This window comes from Flavobacterium sp. U410 (genome assembly GCF_053570605.1).
Genome location: NZ_JBSEFI010000008.1, coordinates 45682 through 68592, shown reverse-complemented (window position 1 = coordinate 68592; position 22911 = coordinate 45682). Strand labels below are relative to the sequence as shown.

Here is a 22911-nt window from a genome sequence, read left to right as displayed (position 1 = left end):
TTTGTTACAAATCAGTTTACTAAATGTTGTTCTTAGACCTCTTTTTTGAGAAAAGGTTTAATTCATCTTTATTTCTATAACTCCATTATCATTCATCATGCTTTTTAATTTTTTCTCCTGAATCTTGTCAAACTCCTTTTGAGTTACTATTTTTCCACTTTTGGGCGCTTTTATTTCTATCTTTTCATTTGTATTCAAAACTATTTTACTGCATAAATATGTTGTATTTGATTCGTGCAGTTCCAGTATTAAACCAGGCAAGCCCCAATATTTCCCAGGCCCGTTTGACACCGGAATATCTAATGTATACCAAGCTTCTATCACCTGATCTTTAGGCTCTGTTATTGAAAAAAGTTGTGTTTTTCCATCTTCTTTCTTCTTTTTAAAATTTTCATATTCTTCTATATCTTTTTCAGTTACCGGAATTGTTATTTGCGCTTTATAGCAGGTATAGTTTCCTATTTTCTTTTGTTCGTTTGTCATTATCCAATTAAATTGCTCTAATGAATCTATGACTAAAAATTCTTTCCCGAAAAGATCTTTATTCGTTACAAATTGTTTCTTTTTAAAATCTTTGTAGAACTTTGAATCGCTTCCGCCTCCAAAAACCGTTTCAACTCTAACACCTCCGGAGGATGGTTTTGGCGTTTCTAATTTTTTTTCTTCCTGATAAATAGACTCCAAATTGGTAAATTCCAATATGAATGTTTTCTCAAACGCTTTTTTCATTTTTTCCATCATTTGCTCTTTTATTTCAGGAGTTATATTATCACTTGAAATATTAAAATCTTTTAATTGAGTTTGAGAAGAATAATAAGCTATCCCTTGAAAATTTTGGGAAAAACAATGAGTCGTTAGCAACAATACTATAATTCTAAAAAATAAAGTTTTCATTTTTAATTGATTTTAAATTTATCAATACAAATTAATTTCTTTCTCTTTTAATACTTGGTTAACTTTTGTTAACGTATGTTAATGGAAACACTCATAATCAAATAGTTGTTATTTTTGGAAAATGGAATTCAATACAAGAAAAATAATAGTCTTTATCTCTATCATTGTTTTATCAACCATTTGTTTACAAGCATATTGGAACTATAAAAACTATGTCGCTAATAAAGAACGGTTAACAAATGAAGTCCAAATTGCCTATGACAATTCGTTAGAAACATATTTTGACGAGACTTCCAAAGAAACTTTTATAAGTCTTTTCAGTTCTGATTCTACTGTTCAAATCAACGATTTTATAGATAAGATGAAAACGGAATCTTTTTTTAAAAAGGCTTCAAATAAGAAAGAATTCCCTGATTCTTTGTTGAATTCATCTACAAAACTGTCTGTTGCTGTTAAAGAAATTGACAATGATAGTACAAAAGCACAAAATCGTTTTTTGGAGACCAAATCTATCATCAGATCTATTGATATTCAAAGAAATCCGTCAATTACTGTTTTAAAAGGAAAAAAAGCCTTTGATTCTATAGGAGGATTAGAACACTTCCCTAGCAAGATTACAATATCTTTAACTAATGATAGTATAAGATATGCTATGCTAGATTCTATTTTTAAAATAGAACTAGAGCGAAAAAACATTGTCTTACCTGATTATAATTTTGATCACTTTAAAAAGGATTCTCTTTTATATTCATATCCTCAAAATAAAAAAAAGTCAGAAGTAAAAGTTGTTCCAAATTCGGTGTATCTTAAACCAAATGAAACTATTACTCTCAACTATAATTATCCGAAAGAATTACTAATCAAAAGAATGGGCAGCGAATTGATCTTATCTTTTTTGTTTTCTACAGGAGTGATCGGGTGCTTTTATTTTTTACTCTACATTATTAAGAAACAAAAAAAGACCGATGAAATTAAAAATGATTTCATCAACAATATAACACATGAATTTAAAACACCTATTACAACAATAACTTCCGCTTTAGAAGGCATGAGTAAATTTAATCCTGAGAATGACATTACAAAGAACCAAAAATATATTTCCATGTCATTTGACCAATTGCATAAACTGGAAAAAATGGTGGAGAAAATTTTAGAAACAGCTACTTTAAATACGGATCAGCTCTATCTGAACAAAGAAAACATCCTTCTTATTCCTTTTATAAAATCCATTCTTGAGAAACATCAGGAAACCACCGCCAAACCCATTCTATTTACTACCGAAAAAGACTATCTTACCGTTTATGGCGATTCTTTTTATTTAGAGAATGTTATTTCTAATCTAATTGACAATGCTATTAAATATGGTGGTGATACTATTACTATCAACTGCTTTTGTTTGAATAAACAAATTGTTATTGACGTTATGGATAATGGTAATCCAATTCCAAAATCAGAAGAAAAAATTGTCTTTGAAAAATTTTACAGGATTCCAAAAGGAAATTTACATGATGTAAAAGGCTATGGAATAGGACTCTATTATGCTAAGGAGATTATTGAAAAACACAATGGAACATTGGAATTACTAAGAACAAATGAAACTATTTTCAGAATAACATTACCAGATGAGCACTAAAATCAACATTCTTTTAGCGGAAGACGAAACTTCATTAGGAATTATTATTAAAGAGAGTTTAGAGAGCCGAAACTTTTCTGTTACACTATGTGAAAATGGAGAAAGTGCTTTTGAACAATTCCAAAAATCAGATTTTGACGCTCTAATTTTTGATGTAATGATGCCTAAAAAAGACGGATTTACATTAGCCGAAGAAATAAGACATCTTAATAAGACGATACCGATTCTCTTTTTAACTGCCAAATCTCAGACAGAAGATGTTGTAAAAGGATTTAAAATCGGATGCAATGATTACATAAAAAAGCCATTCAGTATTGAGGAACTGATTGTTCGAATTATTGCATTAACCGGTAAATCTCAAGATATTAAAACAGAAACAAAATTCACTATCGGAACATATCAATTTGATACTGAATCCCAGTTTTTAATCCATCCCGATAAAACTTTCAAGCTCACCAGTCGAGAATCGGCATTGTTAGAATTTTTAGTTCAAAACAAAGGGCAAGTCATTGAAAGAACCTTAATCCTTAATTCTGTTTGGCAAAATGATGATTTTTTTAGTGGTAGAAGTATGGACGTTTTTATTACGAAATTAAGAAAAAAATTAAGCCTCGATCCAACCGTAGCCATCATTAACAGTCGAGGTCGAGGCTATAAATTAATATTCTAATTATCTTGGACCAAATCCGCCGCCGTGTCCGCCATTCCTATTATTACGAAACATTTCTCTCATTTCTTTCATCTTCTTCATTACAATTTCATTGTATTCCTTTTGTGTGACTTCTTTTCCTTTTGTTGAAGGCTTAATCTCTACTTTTTCTTTTGAGTTCAACACAATTTTTGAACATAAAACCGTGGTTTGACCGTCATTTACTTCCAGAATTAATCCCGGAAGTCCCCAATAATTTTCAGGTCCTTGATTTACCGGAATCTCAGGAGAATACCACGCTGTAATGACTACTTCCTTAGGAATCTCAATTTGATCCATAAAATTAGTCGTCTTACCAGAATCGCTTACTGTATCTTTTTTAGGTTCTGTTCCTTCCTTAGCTTTTTCATCCTCATTTCTTTTTCTCATTCGGAAGTTTCTAAAATCAGACTCATCGACTGGTTTTACTGCTGTAGCTTTAAAACAAGTATAATTTCCAATCTTTTTGGTTTCACTTTCTAATTTCCATTCTAATTTTGGCAATGTATCTTTGATCAAAAATTCTTTACCCATAAATTCTTTATCTTCAACATACATTTTGTCTTTTACATTTTTATAATGTGTTCCGCCACCGCCCATCATTCGCATCATTCGTCCGCCACTTTCCTGTCCGGGCATATCTAATTTTTCTTCTTCTTTATAGATTGATGCTGTTCTATCAAAATTTAGAATAAACGTTTTTTCAAACATTTTTTTCATACGTTCCTCCATATTTTTTTGCATTTCCGGAGTGATATCTTTAGGCTTTGGCATATTTTTCATCATTTCAGTCGTACTTGTTTTGGACTCGTACACTGCCATTCCCTGAAAATCTTGGGCAAAAGACACAAAACCAATCAATAAGGTTAAGGAATACAGAATTCTTTTCATAAAAATATTGTTTAATTATTTTAGACTATTTTTTCAAGTATTTGTTACAAATTTTATTTTTTTACAGCATTATTGCATTAACTTTAGACAAAAATTAACGCTAAAAGTTTAATGCATTACAGCTTGAAATTTAATTTATTTTTCCTTTTTCTATTTTTTAATCTTTCGCTTTGGTGCCAAAAGACGGAAAAAACTGTTTTTACAGATAGTTTATCTTTAAAGGAAGCTTCCCGATTTATTGGTCGAGATGCATTTGACAATTACTATTATATCAAAAATAATGCTTTGGTAAAAAAAGGAAATCAAGGAATAAAAGAATATAAAAATGTTGCCTTAGGAAGTATTGAAACTGTCGATATTTTGAATCCATTGCAAATTGTTCTTTTTTATAAGGATTTCAACAGCGTCGTGCTTTTAGACAATCAACTGAACCAAACGATCAGCATCAACGGAAATGAATTAAATGGTTTAATAAGTTTTGAAAACATTGGTTTAGCCTCACAAAACCGATTTTGGTTTTACGACAGTATTTCTCAAAAAATAGGATTGTACCAATTTAAAACCAATCAATACAAACTGATCTCTACACCCATAAACAGTAAAATTGTTTTTTTTCAATCAGATTATAATTATGCTTTTTGGGTAGATGAAAATCAATCTGTTTATGGTATCAATCTATTTGGTAAAATTTTTAATTTAGGAAATCTGCCTTCTTATGAAATGCTGCAGTTTATCAATGAGAAACAATGTGTTTTTTTCGAAAACGACCATTTTTCAATATACAATTTTGAAAATAAAGAAATTACCTCTATCGCAACAGATCAAAAAAGCTTGATTAATTTCTTCTATAAAGAAGGAATTTTGTCTATTTTTACCCCTTGGAAATCTATTCTTAATTACAAAATAAATTGATAATGCATATTGCAGTTGCAGGAAATATCGGGGCAGGAAAGACAACACTAACTAAGCTTTTATCGAAACACTTTAAATGGGAAGCTCATTTTGAAGATGTAGTTGACAACCCTTATTTAGATGATTTTTACCATCAGATGGAGCGTTGGAGTTTTAATCTTCAGATTTACTTCCTAAACAGTCGCTTCAGACAAGTGTTACAAATTAGAGAAACCGGAAAAACTACTATTCAAGATAGGACAATTTATGAAGATGCTCATATTTTTGCACCTAATCTTCACACTATGGGTTTAATGACTAACCGTGATTTCAACAACTATAAATCACTATTTGATTTAATGGAAGATTTAGTTGGCGCACCTGATTTATTGATTTATTTGAGAAGCTCTATTCCTAATTTGGTAAACCAAATTCATAAAAGAGGAAGAGAATATGAAAACTCGATTTCAATTGATTATTTAAGCCGATTGAATGAGCGCTATGAAGCTTGGATCCAAACGTATGACAAAGGAAAATTGTTAATCATTGATGTAGATAACATTAACTTTGTAGACAATCCTGAAGATTTAGGAATGATTATTAACCGAATTGATGCCGAAATTAACGGTTTGTTTTAAACAACCAATTTTTATAGAAACAAAAAACCGATTGCTAAGCAATCGGTTTTTTTATTTTTAGATACTGAATAACCCTTCCGGTTTGTTTTCAATAGCATCAAATCTGTTTTTACAAGTTGCGAAAGCTTCTTTTGCTTCGTTAACATCTCCCCATCCACCAACATCAACTTTTTTGTTTTCAAGATCTTTGTACACTCTAAAGAAATGCTCAATTTCTTGAATTAAGTGAGGATTGATATCTGATAAATTGTTTAATTTATTAGCAACCGGATCAGAAACCGGAACACAAATGATTTTTTCATCCGGTCCTTTATCATCCGACATGTAGAAAATAGCGATTGGTTTTACCTCAACCACACAGCCAGGAACAGAAGGCTCAGTGAATAATACCAAAGCATCAAGCGGATCGTTATCTAAAGCTTGAGTTTCAGGAATGAATCCGTAATCCGCAGGATACATCATTGAAGAATATAACATTCTGTCGAAACGGATTTTTTTCAAATCAAAATCGTATTCGTACTTATTTCTGCTTCCTCTTGGAATTTCTACTAACACGTCGAAAGTAGTAACATTATCTGCTGTCATCTTTTATTTTTTATTTATATAAAGTCGACAAATTTAACATTATAAAACATTAGATGCAAAAATGTTATGCTAAAAAAATATACTTCTGAAAATTTAGAAATAGAAACCAAATGAAGCTTTTACGGCAAATCTTCTTGCATTTGGCATATCTAGGTAATTTCCACGCCATGCAAAATCAATTCGTAAAACTTTAAAAATATTACCTATACCCGCGTGATATTCCCAATATACATTTTCAGGAGCTACGTAATTTAATCCGGAAGCATTGATCAATTTATTTTCATCAGAAACTCTTCCGTAAACTCCTTTTACTCCAATAATTTCTCTTAAATTCAATTTTCTTATCCCCGGAATTCTGGAAAACAATCGTCCATTGAAATGATGCTCAAAGTGTAGTGAAGCATATTCATCGGCAACAAAATCATAATAATCTAATAAGTTATATGTATTATCTATAATAAACCACGATTGGTTACCCGGAACAACACCCATTAGACCTAAAGGAACTTCTCCAAATATTTTACCTGTTTCGAAAGTGGTAAATAAGCGTCCAAAACCGCCTACTAAAACAGGCTGTCTATAAAACAATTGTACTTTTTGGTAGTTAAAATCACTGTCTAAAACACCTTTGAATCCATTGCTATAACTCACAAAAAAACGAGCATAATTATTATCAACTTCTAATCGTTCTACACCATAACCTACCGTTTTTCGTTTAGGCGTGTATTCCATTACCAAGTTAATTTCAGACTGCTTTACTTCACTTTTTGTTTCTGACTGTGTTGCATCTGTAAAATAATCTAAACTAAATTGATCTGAAGCAGATTTCAATGTTCTATACGAGAAATTGGTCTGAAAAATCAGATTTTTAACCGGTTCTATTTCGGCTCCAAAAGTGGTCAAATTAACCGATGTCAATTTGTTGTTGGTTCCACTTGAAAACAGAGAAGAAGAAGCAAAGCTTCGACCTAAAACATCATTGGAAGTGGTTAGACTCACCCCTATTTGCTCTACATCTCTGCGGTTTCCGGCATGAAGGATCAATCGGTTTTTGGTATTCACCATCCACTTTCCGGAAATTCCATATTTGAATTTATTATCCTTGAAACCGTAAGCAGTATAGCCTTGTAATCTCCAGCGGTCGTTAGGACCAAAATAAGTTCGCCCTCCAATTCTGATTCGCTGTCCTTCTACATCATTATATCCGAAAGTGGAAAATATCGGCCCAAAATCAAAATTTCCAAACTGAATATAACCACTACCTAAGATTGTAGCTAAATTATAAATTCGTTTAAATTTAGGGACTGTTTGTAAAGTGTCCAACATCTTATAAATGCTGGATTCATTTTTATTTAAGCTTTCAAATCGATTTTCATCCCAGAAATCATTGGATTTAGCAAAGACTTCATTGTCATAAAAGTTAACTTCTTCTTTATAGAATTTTTCATCTTTAGGTTGATTGAACACATGATTCTTAACAATAGTGGTTCGTTTTCCATACAATCCTTTAGACTCTTCTTTTTTCGAAAAACTGAAATCAGACATCATGTAATCGCGCTTCAACAGGAAAACAGAATCGTTCAACACATCAAACTCTTGTTCAATATAGATTTCCTTTACCCAGTTGATATTGGCACTTTTACTAGCTTCCAGATTAATCTTTTTAATAGCCCATGTGGAATCATTAACCCAAAAATCGCCTTTAAAGGTTAATTCTCCTTTTCGTCTCGGATAATATACAATGTTGTAACACCACTTATTATCAATGTAAGCACTATCATTCAACACATAATTATACACATCAATTCCCGTTCTAGAAAGCGGACTTACAAAAGCTTTATCGAAAAATTTCAGATAATTATTATAAATATCATAATCCGCATATAAATCTTTGATAAAAGTATTTACTCCATCGCCACTACCCATTGCCTTTTTATTAGCGGTCAAGATTTCCTTTTTCTTTTTCATGACGTTATCGCCATAAACTTCGCTTAAACTTTCATTAATGAAAATGGGTAAAAATGCTTTTCCGGTAATTCGAGAAGTATCGATATTATCAAAAACAAACTCCATTCCTTTAAAAACTTTGCTCGCCATAAAAGCACTATCGATAGTATTGATATCAAATTCTACTTTTTCGTATTTATCGTACTTATATTGGTCGAACATGTGGAGTCCGTTTTTACGCTTTCTTGCCCAAATTTTTCGGAGAATATCAAGAGCCGGATTATTTTTCTTTGACGTTTTTCCGGTATAAACGACAACTTCTTTTAAAGTAGTTCCTTCTTTTAAAACAATTTTAAGATTAGCATTCAATCCTTTTTTAACCGGCACTTCTAATGTTTCAAAACCTACGAAAGAAACTATTAGAGCAGTATAATCATTTTGAGATTCAAAATAAAAACTTCCGTTTTCATCAGTAATAACGCCTTCTTTTGAATTTTTAAAAATGACATTTGCAAAAGGAATAGGCTCATCGAATTCGTCTACTACTTTCCCGCCCACTTTGGTTTGACCAAATGCAATCGTGCAAAAAAAACTAAACAACAGAAGGTATCTTAGCATATAGTTAGGTTTAAAAACAAAAAACTTCATCAGGGGTGTCTGATGAAGTTCCAAATATAAGAAGTTCTATCTTATTTATAAGTTACTTTTTTTACAGCTTTTATTAAATCGTTTGCATTAGGCAACCATTCTTTTAATAAAGCCGGAGAATATGGCGCTGGCGTATCAGCCGTAGTAATACGTTGAATAGGCGCATCCAAATAATCAAAAGCTCTTTCTTGAACCATATAAGTAATTTCAGAAGCAACAGAACCAAAAGGCCAAGCTTCTTCTAACACCACTAAACGGTTTGTTTTTTTCACTGAATTTAAGATCGCATCATAATCCATTGGGCGAACCGTTCTTAAATCGATGATTTCACAAGAAATACCTTCCTTAGCTAACTCATCAGCAGCGATGTAAGCTTCTTTTATAATTTTACCAAAAGAAACAATCGTTACATCAGTTCCTTCTCTTTTAATTTCAGCCACTCCAATAGGAATAGTATATTCTCCTTCCGGCACTTCACCTTTATCACCATACATTTGTTCAGACTCCATGAAGATAACAGGGTCATTATCACGAATAGCTGATTTCAATAATCCTTTTGCATCATAAGGATTTGAAGGCACTACTACTTTTAACCCCGGACAGTTAGCATACCAATTCTCAAAAGCTTGAGAGTGTGTTGCTGCTAATTGACCTGCAGAAGCTGTTGGTCCACGGAACACAATAGGAATATTGAATTGACCTCCTGACATTTGACGCATTTTTGCTGCGTTGTTGATAATTTGGTCAATACCAACCAATGCAAAGTTGAAAGTCATGAACTCAACAATAGGTCGATTTCCATTCATCGCAGAACCTACAGCAATACCCGCAAAACCAAGTTCGGCAATAGGAGCATCAATTACTCTTTTTGCACCAAACTCGTCAAGCATTCCTTTTGACGCTTTATAAGCACCATTATATTCCGCAACTTCTTCACCTATTAAATATATAGATTCATCACGACGCATTTCTTCGCTCATCGCTTCGCAAACTGCTTCTCTAAATTGTATCGTTTTCATTGTTTTTTATTATAATGTACAAACGCAAAAATAACAAAAATAAATTTATCAAGACTCAAATACCCAATAAAGGAAAAAATATTTACTAAAACCTTATAGTTAAAAAAAAATTAAATTATAACACCTAAAACACGTATAAAAATGAAATTTAATTAAAAAAAACATAAAATTATTTTAAAATTAAAATTTATTATGCACGCATAGTTTTTTATATATTTTTTTTTATTAACTTCGTGACGTAATAATAAATATACAAAAATCAGAATATGAAAATACTTGTTTGCATCAGTCACGTACCTGATACTACATCAAAAATCAACTTCACAAATGGAGACACAGAGTTTGATACAAACGGTGTTCAATTTGTAATCAACCCTAACGACGAATTCGGCTTAACCAGAGCCATTTGGTTTAAAGAACAACAAGGAGCAACAGTAACGGTTGTAAATGTTGGCGGAGCTGACACTGAAGCTACATTGAGAAAAGCATTAGCAATTGGCGCTGACGAAGCAATTAGAATTAACGCTAACCCAACTGACGGTTTATTCGTTGCTAAAGAATTGGCTGAAGTTGTGAAAAACGGAGGTTATGATTTAGTAATTGCAGGGACAGAATCAATCGATTATAACGGAGGAATGGTTCCGGGAATGTTAGCTACATTTTTAGGATATAACTTCATCAACTCTTGTATTAATATTGAAGTTACCGGAAACGATGTAAAAGCTGTTCGCGAAATAGACGGTGGTAAAGAAACTGTATCTACAGCTTTACCTTTAGTTATTGCCGGTAAAAAAGGTCTAGTAGAAGAAAAAGATTTACGCATTCCAAACATGAGAGGAATTATGATGGCTCGTTCTAAAGCATTAGCTGTTAACGAACCAACAAGTGCTGCAAGTGCAACAAAAGCTGTTAAATTTGAAAAACCAGCACCAAAATCGGCTGTAAAATTAGTAAGTCCTGATAACTTAGATGAATTGGTAAACTTATTACACAACGAAGCTAAGGTAATCTAATTCAAGTTTTAATTTTTAAATCAGAAAGTCATGTCAATTTTAATATATGCTGAATCAGCAGAAGGAAAATTTAAAAAAGTAGCTTTAGAATTAGCTTCTTACGCAAAAAAAGTAGCTGACGCTATGGGTACTTCAGTAACTGCTGTAACTGTTAACGCTAGTGATGTTAGCGAATTAGCAAAATACGGTGTAAGCAAAGTTTTAAAAGTATCAAGCGACAAATTAGCGAACTTCAACGCAAAAGCTTATGCTGATGTAATTAAACAAGCTGCTGAAAAAGAAGGGACAAAATTAGTCGTATTATCTTCAACTACAGATAGTTTATATTTAGCTCCGGTTGTAGCTGTAAACCTAAATGCAGGTTACGCTTCAAACGTAGTAGCTTTACCGGTAAGCACTAGCCCTTTCCAAGTAAAAAGAAACGCTTTTTCGAACAAAGCTTTCAATATCACAGAAATTTCAACGGATGTAAAAGTAATTGCTTTAGCGAAAAACTCTTTTGGGTTAGCTGAAGATGCTGTTTCTTTATCAGAAGAAGATTTTGCACCAGCTTTAAATGATGCAGATTTTAGCATCAAAACTGAAAATGTTGAAAAAGTAACCGGAAAAGTAACTATTGCTGATGCAGAAATTGTAGTTTCTGCCGGACGTGGTTTAAAAGGACCTGAAAACTGGGGAATGATCGAAGAGTTAGCTTCTGTTTTAGGTGCTGCTACTGCTTGTTCTAAACCCGTTTCAGATATCGGATGGAGACCTCACAGTGAGCACGTTGGACAAACTGGTAAACCGGTTGCCGCTAATTTATATATCGCTGTAGGTATTTCCGGTGCTATTCAACACATTGCAGGTATCAATGCCTCTAAAGTGAAAGTTGTCATCAATAATGATCCTGAAGCTCCTTTCTTTAAAGTTGCTGATTATGGTGTTGTCGGGGATGCTTTCGAAGTAGTTCCGAAATTAATTGAAAAATTAAAAGCTTTTAAAGCGAATAACGCATAATATTTTTTCAAAAAAAGTTTAAAATAAGAGTTATCTTTGTTAGGATAGCTCTTTTTTTTATTTTTGACGAATTAATAAAAGCGTGTTATCTACTTACACACCAAAAAAATATGAGTTTAGTTAAATTGACCATAAAAGGAATTTCGTATAGTCAAACCCAAAACGGTGCTTATGCGTTAATCCTGAATGAAGTGGACGGCGAAAGAAATCTACCTATAGTTATTGGAGCTTTTGAAGCCCAATCTATCGCTATTGCATTAGAACAAGATATAAAACCTCCGAGACCTCTAACCCACGATTTATTCAAGAATTTTGCGGATAGATTCGACATTGTCGTTAAACAAGTAATTATACACAAGCTAGTGGACGGCGTTTTCTTTTCCAGTATTATTTGCGAACGCGATAAAATTGAAGAGATCATCGATGCCAGAACTTCTGATGCGATTGCTTTAGCCATACGCTTTGGTTCTCCAATTTTCACTTATAAAAACATTTTAGATAAAGCGGGTATTTATCTAAATACAAATCCGGTTGAAGAAAACAAAGAAAATGTCGAAAATGAAGATGATATTTTATCGACTCCGGAAACTTTTGGTCTTGAACCAGAAGAAAAAAAAGTAACTAAAGACGACTTTAGTCAATATACTTTACAAGAACTTTACGACAAACTTGAAGAAGCTGTACAAAATGAAGATTATGAAAAAGCAGCTAAAATAAGAGACGAGATCTCAAAAAAAGAATCTTAAAAACTAATCCTAAAACCAAAGATGACTAAGAAAATTTCTTTCCTAATATTTTTCTGCCTTTTCAGCATAGGTATTTTTGCTCAAGAAATTGAAAAAAAATGGCAATTACAATCTTCTCAGAATGATTATTTAGAACTAAACAAAGGAACATATCAATTAAAGCTTTCTTCTGACAGTATTTTTCAAAAAGGAGATTACTGGATTCAAGACAATTATCTTTTCTTATTTGAAAACGGTTCAGATTCGCCAACAAAGCGTTTCTTAATTGAAACCAAAACAGATTCTACTTTAACACTAAAAAAAGGAAATGAAGCCTATTCTTTCTTTGCATCCAATAAAGTAAAGAAAAAAGAACTTCAAAAAGCGACCATTATCCCTAATCAAGGATTAAGTACTTCCGGAGTGATTAGAGGAATCGTTGGTATGATTGCTTTATTAGCCATTGCTTTTCTTTTTAGTTCTAACAAAAAAGCCATTAATTGGAAAACAGTTGGATTAGGATTGCTATCTCAATTGATTTTAGCTGTCGGAGTATTAAAAGTTTCATTTGTAAAATCAGCATTTGAATACGTTGGAAATCTATTTGTCTTAGTTTTAGACTTTACTAAAGCCGGAAGTGAATTTCTATTAGGCGGAATGGTAAACGTAGAAACTTTTGGATTCATTTTTATTTTTCAAGTGTTACCAACCATCATTTTCTTTTCGGCATTAACTTCTTTATTATTCTATTTAGGTGTTATCCAAATTGTTGTAAAAGGAATGGCTATGGTTTTAACCAAAATATTACAAATATCAGGAGCCGAAAGTTTATCAGTAGCCGGAAATATTTTCTTAGGTCAAACCGAAGCACCTTTGATGATTAAAGCTTATTTGGAAAAAATGAACCGAAGCGAAATACTATTGGTTATGGTTGGTGGTATGGCCACCGTTGCCGGCGGTGTTCTAGCTGCATACATCGGTTTTCTTGGTGGAAATGATCCTCTTTTGCGCTTGGAATTTGCTAAACACTTACTTGCTGCTTCAGTGATGGCAGCACCGGGAGCTATTGTAGTTTCAAAAATGTTGTATCCTCAAACAGAAAGCATCAATACAGAAGTTGAAGTAACTAAAGATAAAATTGGTTCTAATATTCTAGACGCCATTGCAACCGGAACTACAGAAGGTTTAAAATTAGCGGCTAACGTTGCTGCTATGCTTTTAGTTTTCATTGCTTTCATCGCTATGATTAATTATATGTTAGGATCATTCGGTAGTTTCACCGGATTAAATGATTTCATTGCAGCTCACACACCATACACTAAGTTCTCTTTAGAAACAATTCTAGGAATCATCTTTTCTCCATTAATGTGGTTAATTGGTGTGGCCCAAGAAGATATGATGTTAATGGGACAATTGTTAGGAATTAAATTAGCTGCCTCAGAATTTGTGGGCTACATTCAGTTGGCCGAACTTAAAAACGCCGCTAACGACATTCACTTTACGTATGAGAAGTCTGTAATTATGGCAACTTATATGTTATGTGGTTTTGCCAATTTTGCTTCTATTGGTATACAAATCGGAGGAATTGGCTCATTAGCACCTAACCAACGTAAAACTTTGTCTGAATTTGGATTAAAAGCAGTAATTGGCGGTAGCTTAGCTTCGCTTTTATCAGCAACTATTGCAGGAATGATTATTGGGTAATAAATTATAATTTATGTTTGTAAATCATTATTATAAATGTCCGCATTGCAAATCGAAAAATAAAATTTCCATTGATGCAGAAGACAGAGGGCAATTACAAATGAAAAGTGGAAATGAAATAGGTCACACCTGTAATTACTGTCATAAAAAAGAAAAAATTCACATTAATAATATTTATGCTGAACCCACTAAAATTGGATATTTAATTGGTTTAGTACTAAGTTGTATTATAACCATATTATTCTGGAATTTAGGATTTATTATCACCCTCTCGTTTAGCATACCAATGGGAGTATATTTATATCAACAAAATTTAGCGAGGACTTTTAACAACTATAAAATCCGAAAATAATTTAAGCGAGGATCAATAACCCAATTAAAGATGAAACAATACCACGACTTAGTAAAACATGTTTTAGAAAACGGACATCAAAAAGGTGATAGAACCGGAACCGGAACTATTAGTGTTTTTGGGTACCAGATGCGTTTTGATTTAAGTGAAGGTTTCCCGATGGTGACCACAAAAAAATTACACTTGAAATCTATTATTTATGAATTGTTGTGGTTCTTGAAAGGCGATACTAATATTGGTTACCTTAAAGAAAATGGAGTTAAGATTTGGGACGAATGGGCTGATGAAAACGGAGACTTGGGTCCTGTTTATGGTCATCAATGGCGCAATTGGAACAGTGAAGAAATTGACCAAATCTCAGAACTAATTGAGACCTTAAAAACGAATCCGAACAGCCGACGTATGTTGGTTTCGGCATGGAATCCAAGTGTTTTACCGGATACTTCTGTTTCTTTTGCTGAAAATGTGGCTAACGGAAAAGCAGCTTTACCACCGTGTCATGCGTTCTTTCAATTTTATGTTGCTGACGGAAAGTTGAGTTGTCAATTGTACCAAAGAAGTGCCGATATTTTCTTGGGCGTTCCATTTAATATTGCTTCGTATGCTTTGTTAACTATGATGATTGCACAAGTTTGCGATTTACAAGTTGGTGATTTTGTACACACTTTTGGCGATGCTCATATTTACAACAATCATGTTGAGCAGTTAAATCTTCAGCTATCAAGAGAATGCAGACCTTTGCCGACAATGAAACTGAATCCGGAAATTAAAAATATTTTCGATTTTACTTTCGATGATTTTACCTTAGAAGGTTATGATCCGCATCCGCACATTAAAGGTCAAGTTGCAGTATAAATGAGAGATATTATTATCATAGCTGCTGCATCTGAAAACAATGCTTTAGGAAAAGACAATACTTTGGTTTGGCATTTGCCCGATGATTTTAAGCGTTTCAAAGCGTTGACTTCCGGACATTATATTATTATGGGAAGAAAAACTTTCGAAAGTTTTCCAAAACCATTACCTAATCGAACTCATGTAATTATCACCCGTCAAAAAGGATACGAAGTTCCCGAAGGTTGTTTGGTTGTTCCTTCAATTGAAGCTGCCGTTTCAGTTTGTCCAAAAGAAGAGGATATATTCATCATTGGCGGAGGCGAAATTTATAAACAATCATTTGAAGTGGCCACTAAAATAGAATTAACCCGAGTACATACAGAAGTAGAAGCAGATACTTTTTTTCCGGAAATTGACAATTCAAAATGGAAATTGATTTTTGAAGAATCCCATCCTAAAGATGAAAAACATGCTCTTGATTTTACTTTTTTAACATATTTGAAAAAAACAAATAACATTACTTCAAATTGATTTTAATTTTTGAAATTGATTTTTGAAATTGAAATTGAAATTTTATCAGTACTTTTGCATCCCATTAATTTGATATACAATGTCTAAAAACATTACGCCATATAAAGATTCTGAATTAGGTAAAAAAGAACAAGTTGCCCAAATGTTTGACAACATTTCCGGTAATTATGATGGATTGAATAAAGTGATTTCTTTTGGAACTGATGCAAAATGGAAACAAAAAATATTAAAAATGGTTACGACACAACAGCCAAATTCTATTTTAGATATTGCAACAGGAACCGGAGATTTAGCCATTCTTTTTGCTTCTACCTCAGCTAAAGAAATTATCGGTTTGGATATTTCGCAAGGCATGCTGGAAATTGGAAAGAAAAAAATTGCCACTCAAAATTTAGAATCAAGAATACAAATGGTTTTAGGCGATGGCGAAAATATTCCGTATACTGATAATTATTTTGACGTAATAACAGTTGCTTATGGGGTACGAAATTTCGAAAACTTAGAAAAAGGGTTGTCAGAAATTTTAAGAGTACTTAAGCCCAACGGACAATTAATTATTTTAGAAACTTCTGTCCCAACAAAATTTCCGTTTAAACAAGGATATGCTTTTCACTCAAAAGTAATATTGCCTTTAATAGGAAAATTGTTTTCTAAAGATAAAACTGCGTATTCTTATCTTTCAGATTCTGCAAATATTTTTCCTTTTGGTGAAGCTTTAAACAATATTTTGAGAAAAATCGGGTTTATAGATGTAAAAGACCTACCTCAAACATTTGGTGTAGCTACAATTTATCAAGCATCTAAAAAATAATATGAAAAAAATTCTAATTATATTCTTAATCAGTATCAGTCTTTCCTCTTACGGACAATTTAGAATGTTCGGTAAAGACCCGCTTATCAACAAAGAAAACTTTGACAAGCAACGTGTGCATTGGGGATATTTCTTAGGTTTTAACAGCTTGGATTTTAAGTTTGATTATTTATCCGTTACTCAGGACATTCAGGTTCAATCAACAACTGGCTTTAACGTAGGCTTAATTGGAAATCTTCGTTTAACAGATTATGTTGATTTTCGTTTTGAACCCGGACTTTACGTTACCCAACGTAATTTAACATATCCTACTCTTGAAGATCCTGTAGATCGCTTACGTGAAGTAAAATCTACTTACATCTTTTTTCCTGCTTTATTAAAACTTTCGTCTAAAAGAACAGGAAACATCAGACCTTATTTAATTGGTGGTTTATCCACTGCTCTAAATTTAGGAAGTATGGCTAATTCCACTGAAGACAACTACAACCGAAAATTCCGAATGAAAGATTGGACTAGCTTTTATGAGTTAGGTTTCGGGATTGATATTTACTTTGAATATTTTAAATTCTCTCCTTCTATTCGTGGTGTTTTTAGCACTAAAGATGAATTAATCAGAGACAACGACCCTAATAGTCCTTGGACTGGAAATATTCAATCGATGCAAACTCGTGGATTCTTCGTTAATTTTGCCTTCCATTAATTATTTCTTCGGAATTCGCTTAATGTAATTGCCGTTGCCGTTGCTACATTTAAACTTTCCGTTTTTTGTAATTTCCCAAAACGCGGAATCGCAATTTTATGAGTAACCAATGCTTCAATTTCCGGAGAGATTCCGTTAGCTTCATTCCCCATAACAATTACCGCTTCTTGAGCTAAATCTTGATTGTAAACATTTTCGCCATCCATAAAGGTGCCATAAACAGGAAGGTTCACCTTGTGTAAAAACGAAATTAAATCTACATAGACAATTTTCACTCTACTAATTGACCCCATGGTCGACTGAATTACCTTTGGATTATAGACATCCACGGTTTCCGTTGAACACACTAAAGTTTCTATTCCAAACCAGTCGCACAAACGAACTATTGTTCCTAAATTACCAGGATCTCTTATATCGTCTAAAGCCAAAATCAATCCATCGCTAATCAAATCAGAACTTTTCGGCATTTTAAAAACGGCTAAACATTCATTAGGTGTCTTGAGTGCACTAATTTTTTTCAGCTCTGCTTCAGAAATGGCATACATCTTGTTTGCTTCAACTACAGGGAAAAGAGTTTCGTCAACAGTAAATAAATTTACAAGCTCAAATTTCGCATCCAGAAATTCATCAATCACTTTTTTGGTCTCCGCAAAAAATAATTGATGCTGATTTCTATATTTTTTTTGCTGCAAACTCGTTATCAGTTTAATTTGGTTTTTACTAACCATAAAAGTTGTATTTTTGACTAATTATATAATTGCTATTTTGAAAAAAAGTTTACCAAAAATACTATTATTATTCGGAATAGGACTCGGTTTTTATTCGTGTTCCTTAACAAAAAAAGTTCCTGAAAGCAAACAGCTTTTAACAAAGAACATTATTCTGGTTAATGATACTATTAAAAAGGACGAAATATTAGAAAGTTTCTTTTATCAAAAACCAAATGGCAAGTTTTTTGGTTTGCCTTTACGCCTGACGTTATACAATATGGCAAAAGACAATCCGGATTCTCTTTACTATGATTGGTTAAACCGAAAACCAGATCGTAGAGCACATTTAGCCGGATTTCTTTCTGACAAACAAGTTGACCGTTTAAGTCAATCTTTCATTGTTTCAGGGTTTAGTAAGTTGCTTAAAAATGTGGGGCAAGCTCCTTCTATTATTGATGACAAAAAAATTAAAAGTACTCGAAATAAACTCAAAGCGTATTACAATTACAATTTAGGCTATTTTGACGCTGAAGTGGAAACACAAGTAGATACTGTAGGCGAAAAAAAAGGAAAAGTCAGTTACAAAATTACCACTGGGAAGCAATCAATACTTGACACTATTGATCATCAAGTGGAAACAAAAGATTTGGAACAATTATATACAGACATTGAAAAAGAATCACTATTAAAAAAAGGCGCCCCTTTTAATTCACAAAATTTCTTGAATGAAAGATCTCGAATAACAGAATATTTCAGAAATCATGGTGTATATCATTTTCAGGTCAACAATATAAAATACGATATAGACACTCTTAATCCTAATCATCGTGTCAATGTAAATGTAAAGATCGAAGACAGAAGCATTAAAAAAGGAGATACCCTTGTAAAAACTCCTTTTAAAATTTATAAAATCAGTCAGGTTAATATTTTTACATCTAACACATCTAAAAAAGAAATAGATCAAATTCAAGATAGTGTTTCTTATAAAAATTTCAATATCTACAGTTCGGGGAAATTAAACTACAGGCCTAAAGCTCTTACTGATGCCATTTTTATTGAAAAAGGACGTTATTTTAGTGACAGGCAGAAAACAAGAACAACACAATCTATTAGCAACCTGAAAGTATTTAACTTCCCAACTATTGAATATGTAGAAGACAGCTTGGACGTAGATAACAATAGCTTAATAGCGAATATTTACTTAGTTCCGAAAAAGAAGTTTAACTTGAATGTTTCAACAGATTTTTCACACTCTAATATTCAAGATTTTGGTATCTCAGGAAATTTATCCCTAACATTCCGAAATATTTTTAAAGGGGCTGAGATTTTAGAGCTATCGGGAAGAGGAAATATTGGTTCGTCCAGAGACATGGCTAATCCGAATAATACTTTTTTTAACATTTCTGAATATGGTGGAGATGTAAAATTGAGTTTTCCAAGAATATTTTTCCCTGTAAATACTCAAAACATCATTAAGAAATACATGCTACCTACGACCCAATTTTCTGTTGGTTTTTCTAATCAAAGAAATATCGGATTGGATAAAGAAAGCGTTTCCGGAAGCTTAAATTACAGTTGGAAAACAAACTTCCAACGCAATAGTTTTAAACTGGAACTACTAGGGGTAAATTATGTTCGCAACCTTAACATAGGTAACTATTTTAACGTTTATAAAACTTCATATAATAGTTTAAATGAACTCGCTCAAATATACAATCAAGATCCGTCAAATATTGCTCCTACTACAGGAAATCTTACAGATGAAGGCGCTGTTCGCTTCATGGAACAATCACTCACCGGAGGACTTCTTTCTCCACAAAATCCTGATTTCAAAACTATTTTAAGTTTATCAGAGCGTTATTACCGATTGATTGAGGACAACTTAATTGTTTCTTCAAGTTTTACATTTAGCAGAAGCACCAAAAATAATTTAACAGACAAAAATTATTATAATTTTAGAACTAAGCTTGAATCTGCCGGAAATCTTCTAAGCCTTTTGGCTAATAATTTCAATAATTCTGGAGAAACCAGTGCTTCAGGAAACCAAAAAGTGTTTGGTATTGAATATGCGCAATATGCTAAAGGAGAGGTTGAATATATTAAACAATGGGATTTAGGCAGAAAACAAAGTATTGCCATTCGTTCATTTGCAGGTATTGCCATTCCTTATGGAAACGGAACATCCATCCCTTTCTCTCGAAGTTATTTTGGAGGAGGGTCTAACGATAACAGAGGTTGGCAAGCTTATAGCTTAGGTCCGGGAAAAAGTCAGAGCATATTAGATTTTAACGAAGCGAATATGAAGTTGGCTTTCAGTGCAGAATATCGCTTTAACTTCTTCGGCAGCTTAGACGGAGCCCTATTTTCGGATGTAGGTAACATCTGGAATGTGTTTGACAATATTGAAAATACTGACTATACGTTCAATGGAATTAAATCATTAGAGGATTTAGCCGTAGGTTCCGGAATTGGTTTTCGATATGATTTTAAATTTTTCGTATTTAGAATTGACTTGGGGTATAAAGCCTATGACCCTTCAAGAGAACTCAATGACCGGTGGTTCAAAGGATTTAATTTTAACAAAACCGTTCTAAATTTTGGTATAAATTATCCTTTCTAATTATAGTTTTTATTAATTTTGCTAATTAACAATAAACCAAAGATACTATGAAACACAACATTAAACCAGGTGTTGCAACAGGAGACCAAGTTCAGGAAATTTTTCAATATGCTAAAGCAAAAGGATTCGCATTACCTGCTGTAAACGTTGTTGGTTCTAGCACAATAAATGGTGTTATAGAAACTGCAGCTAAACTTAATGCTCCGGTAATTATTCAGTTTTCAAATGGAGGTGCTCAATTTAATGCCGGAAAAGGATTAAGTAATGAAAACGAAAAAGCTGCTATCTTAGGAGCAGTAGCTGGTGCTAAACACATACATACTTTAGCTGAAGCTTATGGAGCTACAGTTATTTTACATACTGACCACTGTGCAAAAAAGCTTTTACCTTGGATTGACGGCTTGTTAGATGCTTCTGAAAAACACTTTGCAGAAACAGGAAAACCTCTTTTCAGTTCGCACATGATCGATTTATCGGAAGAACCAATTGCCGAAAACTTAGAAATTTCTAAAAAATATTTAGAAAGAATGAGCAAAATGGGCATGACTTTAGAAATTGAATTAGGTATCACCGGAGGTGAAGAAGATGGTGTTGACAATTCAGACGTTGATAGTTCAAAATTATATACTCAACCAGAAGAAGTGGCTTTTGCTTATGAAGAGTTAATGAAAGTAAGTCCTAAATTTACTATTGCTGCTGCATTTGGTAACGTTCACGGAGTATACAAACCGGGTAATGTAAAATTAACTCCAAAAATCTTGAGAAATTCTCAAGAATATGTTCAAGAGAAATTCAGAACAGAAGCTAACCCAGTTGATTTTGTTTTCCACGGAGGTAGCGGTTCAACACTTGAAGAAATTCGCGAAGCAATTTCTTATGGTGTGATTAAAATGAATATTGATACCGACTTACAATTTGCTTATACAGAAGGTATCCGCGATTATATTTCTTCAAAAATTGACTATCTAAGAACACAAATTGGTAACCCTGAAGGATCAGATAGTCCAAACAAAAAATACTACGATCCAAGAAAATGGGTTCGTGAAGGAGAAATTACTTTTAACAAACGTTTAGAACAGGCATTTGCCGACTTAAATAACGTAAACACGTTATAATCATTCAAACACATTAATATTAATCGGTTAGATTTTTAGCCGGATCACATCCGGCTAGAATTTCTGACACCTAATTTAAGACTATGGCTTGGTTTAAAAGAAAAGAAAAGGGTATACAAACTCCAACAGAAGAGAAAAAAGATGTACCTAAAGGCTTATGGTATAAATCGCCAACAGGAAAAGTTGTAGATACTGAAGAATTGGCAAAAAATCTTTGGGTAAGCCCTGAAGATGATTTCCACGTAAGAATCGGAAGTGCCGAATATTTTGAAATTCTTTTTGACAACAATGAATTTGAAGAACTAAATCCGAATATTGTTTCAAAAGACTCACTAAAATTTGTTGACACAAAAAAATATAGTGACCGTTTAAAAGAAGTAATGGCAAAAACGCATTTAAAAGATGCTATTAGAACTGCTGTTGGAAAATCAAAAGGTAAAGATTTAGTAGTTGCTTGTATGGATTTCGCTTTTATCGGTGGTTCCATGGGAGCAGTTGTCGGAGAAAAAATTGCCAGAGCAATTGACTATTCTATCAAGCATAATGTTCCTTTTATCATGATTTCGAAATCAGGTGGAGCCCGTATGATGGAAGCTGCTCAGTCTTTAATGCAGTTAGCTAAAACTTCCGCAAAATTAGTACAATTAGCAGAAGCTAAAATCCCATACATTTCACTTTGTACCGACCCTACAACAGGGGGAACTACTGCCTCTTATGCTATGTTAGGAGACATCAACATTGGCGAACCGGGTGCTTTAATTGGTTTTGCCGGACCTCGTGTTGTAAAAGACACCACAGGTAAAGATCTACCCGAAGGTTTTCAAACTTCTGAGTTCTTGTTAGAACACGGATTCTTAGATTTTATTGTCCATAGAAAAGAACTGAAAAATAAAGTAAATTTATACCTTGACTTAATTTTAAATCAAGAAATCAGATAAAAAAACCGCTCAAATGAGCGGT

At 32.9% G+C, this 22911-nt stretch carries 22 protein-coding genes; 16 read left to right on the top strand and 6 right to left on the bottom strand.

Annotated elements, in window-relative coordinates; translation table 11 throughout:
* Window positions 1-57 precede the first annotated feature (57 nt).
* Entirely contained in the window at window positions 58-894 is an 837-nt protein-coding gene (locus ACUSJC_RS07320) for a GLPGLI family protein (RefSeq protein ID WP_449268909.1), read from the bottom strand.
* Window positions 895-1015: 121 nt separating this feature from the next.
* On the opposite strand from ACUSJC_RS07320, the gene ACUSJC_RS07315 reads away from it, so the two are divergent.
* Together ACUSJC_RS07315 and ACUSJC_RS07310 are read left to right on the top strand one after the other, a co-directional pair.
* Window positions 1016-2527, top strand: coding sequence for a sensor histidine kinase (locus ACUSJC_RS07315; RefSeq protein WP_449268908.1), 1512 nt, complete (start codon window positions 1016-1018; stop codon window positions 2525-2527).
* The gene (locus ACUSJC_RS07310; protein ID WP_449268907.1) at window positions 2517-3197 is read left to right on the top strand and encodes a response regulator transcription factor; all 681 of its coding nucleotides are present in this window, start codon (window positions 2517-2519) and stop codon (window positions 3195-3197) included. Before ACUSJC_RS07315 ends, ACUSJC_RS07310 begins: the two co-directional genes overlap by 11 nt.
* On the opposite strand, the gene ACUSJC_RS07305 is transcribed toward ACUSJC_RS07310, so the two are convergent.
* Complete coding sequence (locus ACUSJC_RS07305) at window positions 3198-4106, bottom strand: GLPGLI family protein (protein WP_449268906.1); 909 nt, start codon at window positions 4104-4106, stop codon at window positions 3198-3200.
* A gap of 123 nt (window positions 4107-4229) precedes the next feature.
* On the opposite strand from ACUSJC_RS07305, the gene ACUSJC_RS07300 reads away from it, so the two are divergent.
* Both ACUSJC_RS07300 and ACUSJC_RS07295 read left to right on the top strand, forming a co-directional pair.
* Entirely contained in the window at window positions 4230-5018 is a 789-nt protein-coding gene (locus tag ACUSJC_RS07300) for a hypothetical protein (RefSeq protein ID WP_449268905.1), read from the top strand.
* Window positions 5019-5020: 2 nt separating this feature from the next.
* Entirely contained in the window at window positions 5021-5635 is a 615-nt protein-coding gene (locus tag ACUSJC_RS07295; RefSeq protein ID WP_449268904.1) for a deoxynucleoside kinase, read from the top strand.
* Between the two features lie 57 nt (window positions 5636-5692).
* On the opposite strand, the gene ACUSJC_RS07290 is transcribed toward ACUSJC_RS07295, so the two are convergent.
* From ACUSJC_RS07290 to ACUSJC_RS07280, 3 genes are all read right to left on the bottom strand, one after another.
* On the bottom strand, window positions 5693-6220 hold the full coding sequence (locus ACUSJC_RS07290) for an inorganic diphosphatase (RefSeq protein WP_109568627.1): 528 nt from the start codon (window positions 6218-6220) through the stop codon (window positions 5693-5695).
* Between the two features lie 93 nt (window positions 6221-6313).
* A complete protein-coding gene (locus tag ACUSJC_RS07285; protein ID WP_449268903.1) occupies window positions 6314-8785 on the bottom strand; it encodes a DUF5686 family protein in 2472 nt (823 codons plus the stop codon).
* A gap of 71 nt (window positions 8786-8856) precedes the next feature.
* Window positions 8857-9834 (bottom strand): pyruvate dehydrogenase complex E1 component subunit beta, encoded by a 978-nt coding sequence (locus tag ACUSJC_RS07280; RefSeq protein WP_449268902.1) that lies wholly within the window; start codon window positions 9832-9834, stop codon window positions 8857-8859.
* A gap of 266 nt (window positions 9835-10100) precedes the next feature.
* Between ACUSJC_RS07280 and ACUSJC_RS07275 the strand changes: the two genes are divergently transcribed.
* The 9 genes from ACUSJC_RS07275 (at window position 10101) to porT (ending at window position 17506) form a co-directional block, all read left to right on the top strand.
* Window positions 10101-10847: an electron transfer flavoprotein subunit beta/FixA family protein gene (locus ACUSJC_RS07275; protein ID WP_449268901.1), complete on the top strand. Its 747-nt coding sequence runs from the start codon at window positions 10101-10103 to the stop codon at window positions 10845-10847.
* A 30-nt stretch (window positions 10848-10877) separates the two neighbouring features.
* Window positions 10878-11846 (top strand): electron transfer flavoprotein subunit alpha/FixB family protein, encoded by a 969-nt coding sequence (locus tag ACUSJC_RS07270; protein WP_449268900.1) that lies wholly within the window; start codon window positions 10878-10880, stop codon window positions 11844-11846.
* A 110-nt stretch (window positions 11847-11956) separates the two neighbouring features.
* Window positions 11957-12592 carry a bifunctional nuclease domain-containing protein gene (locus tag ACUSJC_RS07265; RefSeq protein ID WP_449268899.1) on the top strand — a complete coding sequence of 212 codons (636 nt, stop codon included), beginning with the start codon at window positions 11957-11959 and terminating at the stop codon, window positions 12590-12592.
* A gap of 21 nt (window positions 12593-12613) precedes the next feature.
* Window positions 12614-14275 carry a NupC/NupG family nucleoside CNT transporter gene (locus ACUSJC_RS07260; RefSeq protein WP_449268898.1) on the top strand — a complete coding sequence of 554 codons (1662 nt, stop codon included), beginning with the start codon at window positions 12614-12616 and terminating at the stop codon, window positions 14273-14275.
* A gap of 13 nt (window positions 14276-14288) precedes the next feature.
* Window positions 14289-14627, top strand: coding sequence for a hypothetical protein (locus ACUSJC_RS07255; RefSeq protein ID WP_449268897.1), 339 nt, complete (start codon window positions 14289-14291; stop codon window positions 14625-14627).
* 30 nt (window positions 14628-14657) lie between these two features.
* On the top strand, window positions 14658-15482 hold the full coding sequence (locus ACUSJC_RS07250) for a thymidylate synthase (protein ID WP_449268896.1): 825 nt from the start codon (window positions 14658-14660) through the stop codon (window positions 15480-15482).
* The gene (locus ACUSJC_RS07245; RefSeq protein ID WP_449268895.1) at window positions 15483-15995 is read left to right on the top strand and encodes a dihydrofolate reductase; all 513 of its coding nucleotides are present in this window, start codon (window positions 15483-15485) and stop codon (window positions 15993-15995) included.
* Between the two features lie 79 nt (window positions 15996-16074).
* Complete coding sequence (gene ubiE / locus ACUSJC_RS07240) at window positions 16075-16806, top strand: bifunctional demethylmenaquinone methyltransferase/2-methoxy-6-polyprenyl-1,4-benzoquinol methylase UbiE (RefSeq protein ID WP_449268894.1); 732 nt, start codon at window positions 16075-16077, stop codon at window positions 16804-16806.
* A 1-nt stretch (window position 16807) separates the two neighbouring features.
* Window positions 16808-17506 (top strand): type IX secretion/gliding motility protein PorT/SprT, encoded by a 699-nt coding sequence (gene porT, locus ACUSJC_RS07235; RefSeq protein WP_449268893.1) that lies wholly within the window; start codon window positions 16808-16810, stop codon window positions 17504-17506.
* On the opposite strand, the gene ACUSJC_RS07230 is transcribed toward porT, so the two are convergent.
* Window positions 17503-18234 (bottom strand): TrmH family RNA methyltransferase, encoded by a 732-nt coding sequence (locus ACUSJC_RS07230; RefSeq protein WP_449268892.1) that lies wholly within the window; start codon window positions 18232-18234, stop codon window positions 17503-17505. The two genes, porT and ACUSJC_RS07230, sit on opposite strands and share 4 nt — an antisense overlap.
* 13 nt (window positions 18235-18247) lie before the next feature.
* Between ACUSJC_RS07230 and tamL the strand changes: the two genes are divergently transcribed.
* The 3 genes from tamL to accD all read left to right on the top strand — a co-directional run bounded on the left by tamL (window position 18248) and on the right by accD (window position 22889).
* Complete coding sequence (tamL, locus tag ACUSJC_RS07225) at window positions 18248-20836, top strand: translocation and assembly module lipoprotein TamL (RefSeq protein WP_449268891.1); 2589 nt, start codon at window positions 18248-18250, stop codon at window positions 20834-20836.
* Window positions 20837-20883: 47 nt separating this feature from the next.
* Window positions 20884-21951: a class II fructose-bisphosphate aldolase gene (gene fbaA, locus ACUSJC_RS07220; RefSeq protein WP_449268890.1), complete on the top strand. Its 1068-nt coding sequence runs from the start codon at window positions 20884-20886 to the stop codon at window positions 21949-21951.
* 83 nt (window positions 21952-22034) lie between these two features.
* Window positions 22035-22889, top strand: a complete 855-nt coding sequence (gene accD / locus ACUSJC_RS07215) for an acetyl-CoA carboxylase, carboxyltransferase subunit beta (protein ID WP_449268889.1) — start codon at window positions 22035-22037, stop codon at window positions 22887-22889.
* The last annotated feature ends 22 nt before the right edge of the window (window positions 22890-22911 follow it).

Coding starts and splice junctions, on each gene's coding strand:
- ACUSJC_RS07290 (WP_109568627.1), bottom strand. CDS start 6,220: ATGACAGCAGATAATGTTACTACTTTCGACGTGTTAGTAGAAATTCCA.
- ubiE (WP_449268894.1), top strand. CDS start 16,075: ATGTCTAAAAACATTACGCCATATAAAGATTCTGAATTAGGTAAAAAA.
- ACUSJC_RS07250 (WP_449268896.1), top strand. CDS start 14,658: ATGAAACAATACCACGACTTAGTAAAACATGTTTTAGAAAACGGACAT.
- porT (WP_449268893.1), top strand. CDS start 16,808: ATGAAAAAAATTCTAATTATATTCTTAATCAGTATCAGTCTTTCCTCT.
- ACUSJC_RS07280 (WP_449268902.1), bottom strand. CDS start 9,834: ATGAAAACGATACAATTTAGAGAAGCAGTTTGCGAAGCGATGAGCGAA.
- ACUSJC_RS07305 (WP_449268906.1), bottom strand. CDS start 4,106: ATGAAAAGAATTCTGTATTCCTTAACCTTATTGATTGGTTTTGTGTCT.
- ACUSJC_RS07285 (WP_449268903.1), bottom strand. CDS start 8,785: ATGCTAAGATACCTTCTGTTGTTTAGTTTTTTTTGCACGATTGCATTT.
- fbaA (WP_449268890.1), top strand. CDS start 20,884: ATGAAACACAACATTAAACCAGGTGTTGCAACAGGAGACCAAGTTCAG.
- ACUSJC_RS07265 (WP_449268899.1), top strand. CDS start 11,957: ATGAGTTTAGTTAAATTGACCATAAAAGGAATTTCGTATAGTCAAACC.
- ACUSJC_RS07310 (WP_449268907.1), top strand. CDS start 2,517: ATGAGCACTAAAATCAACATTCTTTTAGCGGAAGACGAAACTTCATTA.
- accD (WP_449268889.1), top strand. CDS start 22,035: ATGGCTTGGTTTAAAAGAAAAGAAAAGGGTATACAAACTCCAACAGAA.
- ACUSJC_RS07275 (WP_449268901.1), top strand. CDS start 10,101: ATGAAAATACTTGTTTGCATCAGTCACGTACCTGATACTACATCAAAA.
- ACUSJC_RS07270 (WP_449268900.1), top strand. CDS start 10,878: ATGTCAATTTTAATATATGCTGAATCAGCAGAAGGAAAATTTAAAAAA.
- ACUSJC_RS07260 (WP_449268898.1), top strand. CDS start 12,614: ATGACTAAGAAAATTTCTTTCCTAATATTTTTCTGCCTTTTCAGCATA.
- ACUSJC_RS07315 (WP_449268908.1), top strand. CDS start 1,016: ATGGAATTCAATACAAGAAAAATAATAGTCTTTATCTCTATCATTGTT.
- ACUSJC_RS07255 (WP_449268897.1), top strand. CDS start 14,289: ATGTTTGTAAATCATTATTATAAATGTCCGCATTGCAAATCGAAAAAT.
- ACUSJC_RS07230 (WP_449268892.1), bottom strand. CDS start 18,234: ATGGTTAGTAAAAACCAAATTAAACTGATAACGAGTTTGCAGCAAAAA.
- ACUSJC_RS07295 (WP_449268904.1), top strand. CDS start 5,021: ATGCATATTGCAGTTGCAGGAAATATCGGGGCAGGAAAGACAACACTA.
- ACUSJC_RS07245 (WP_449268895.1), top strand. CDS start 15,483: ATGAGAGATATTATTATCATAGCTGCTGCATCTGAAAACAATGCTTTA.
- ACUSJC_RS07320 (WP_449268909.1), bottom strand. CDS start 894: ATGAAAACTTTATTTTTTAGAATTATAGTATTGTTGCTAACGACTCAT.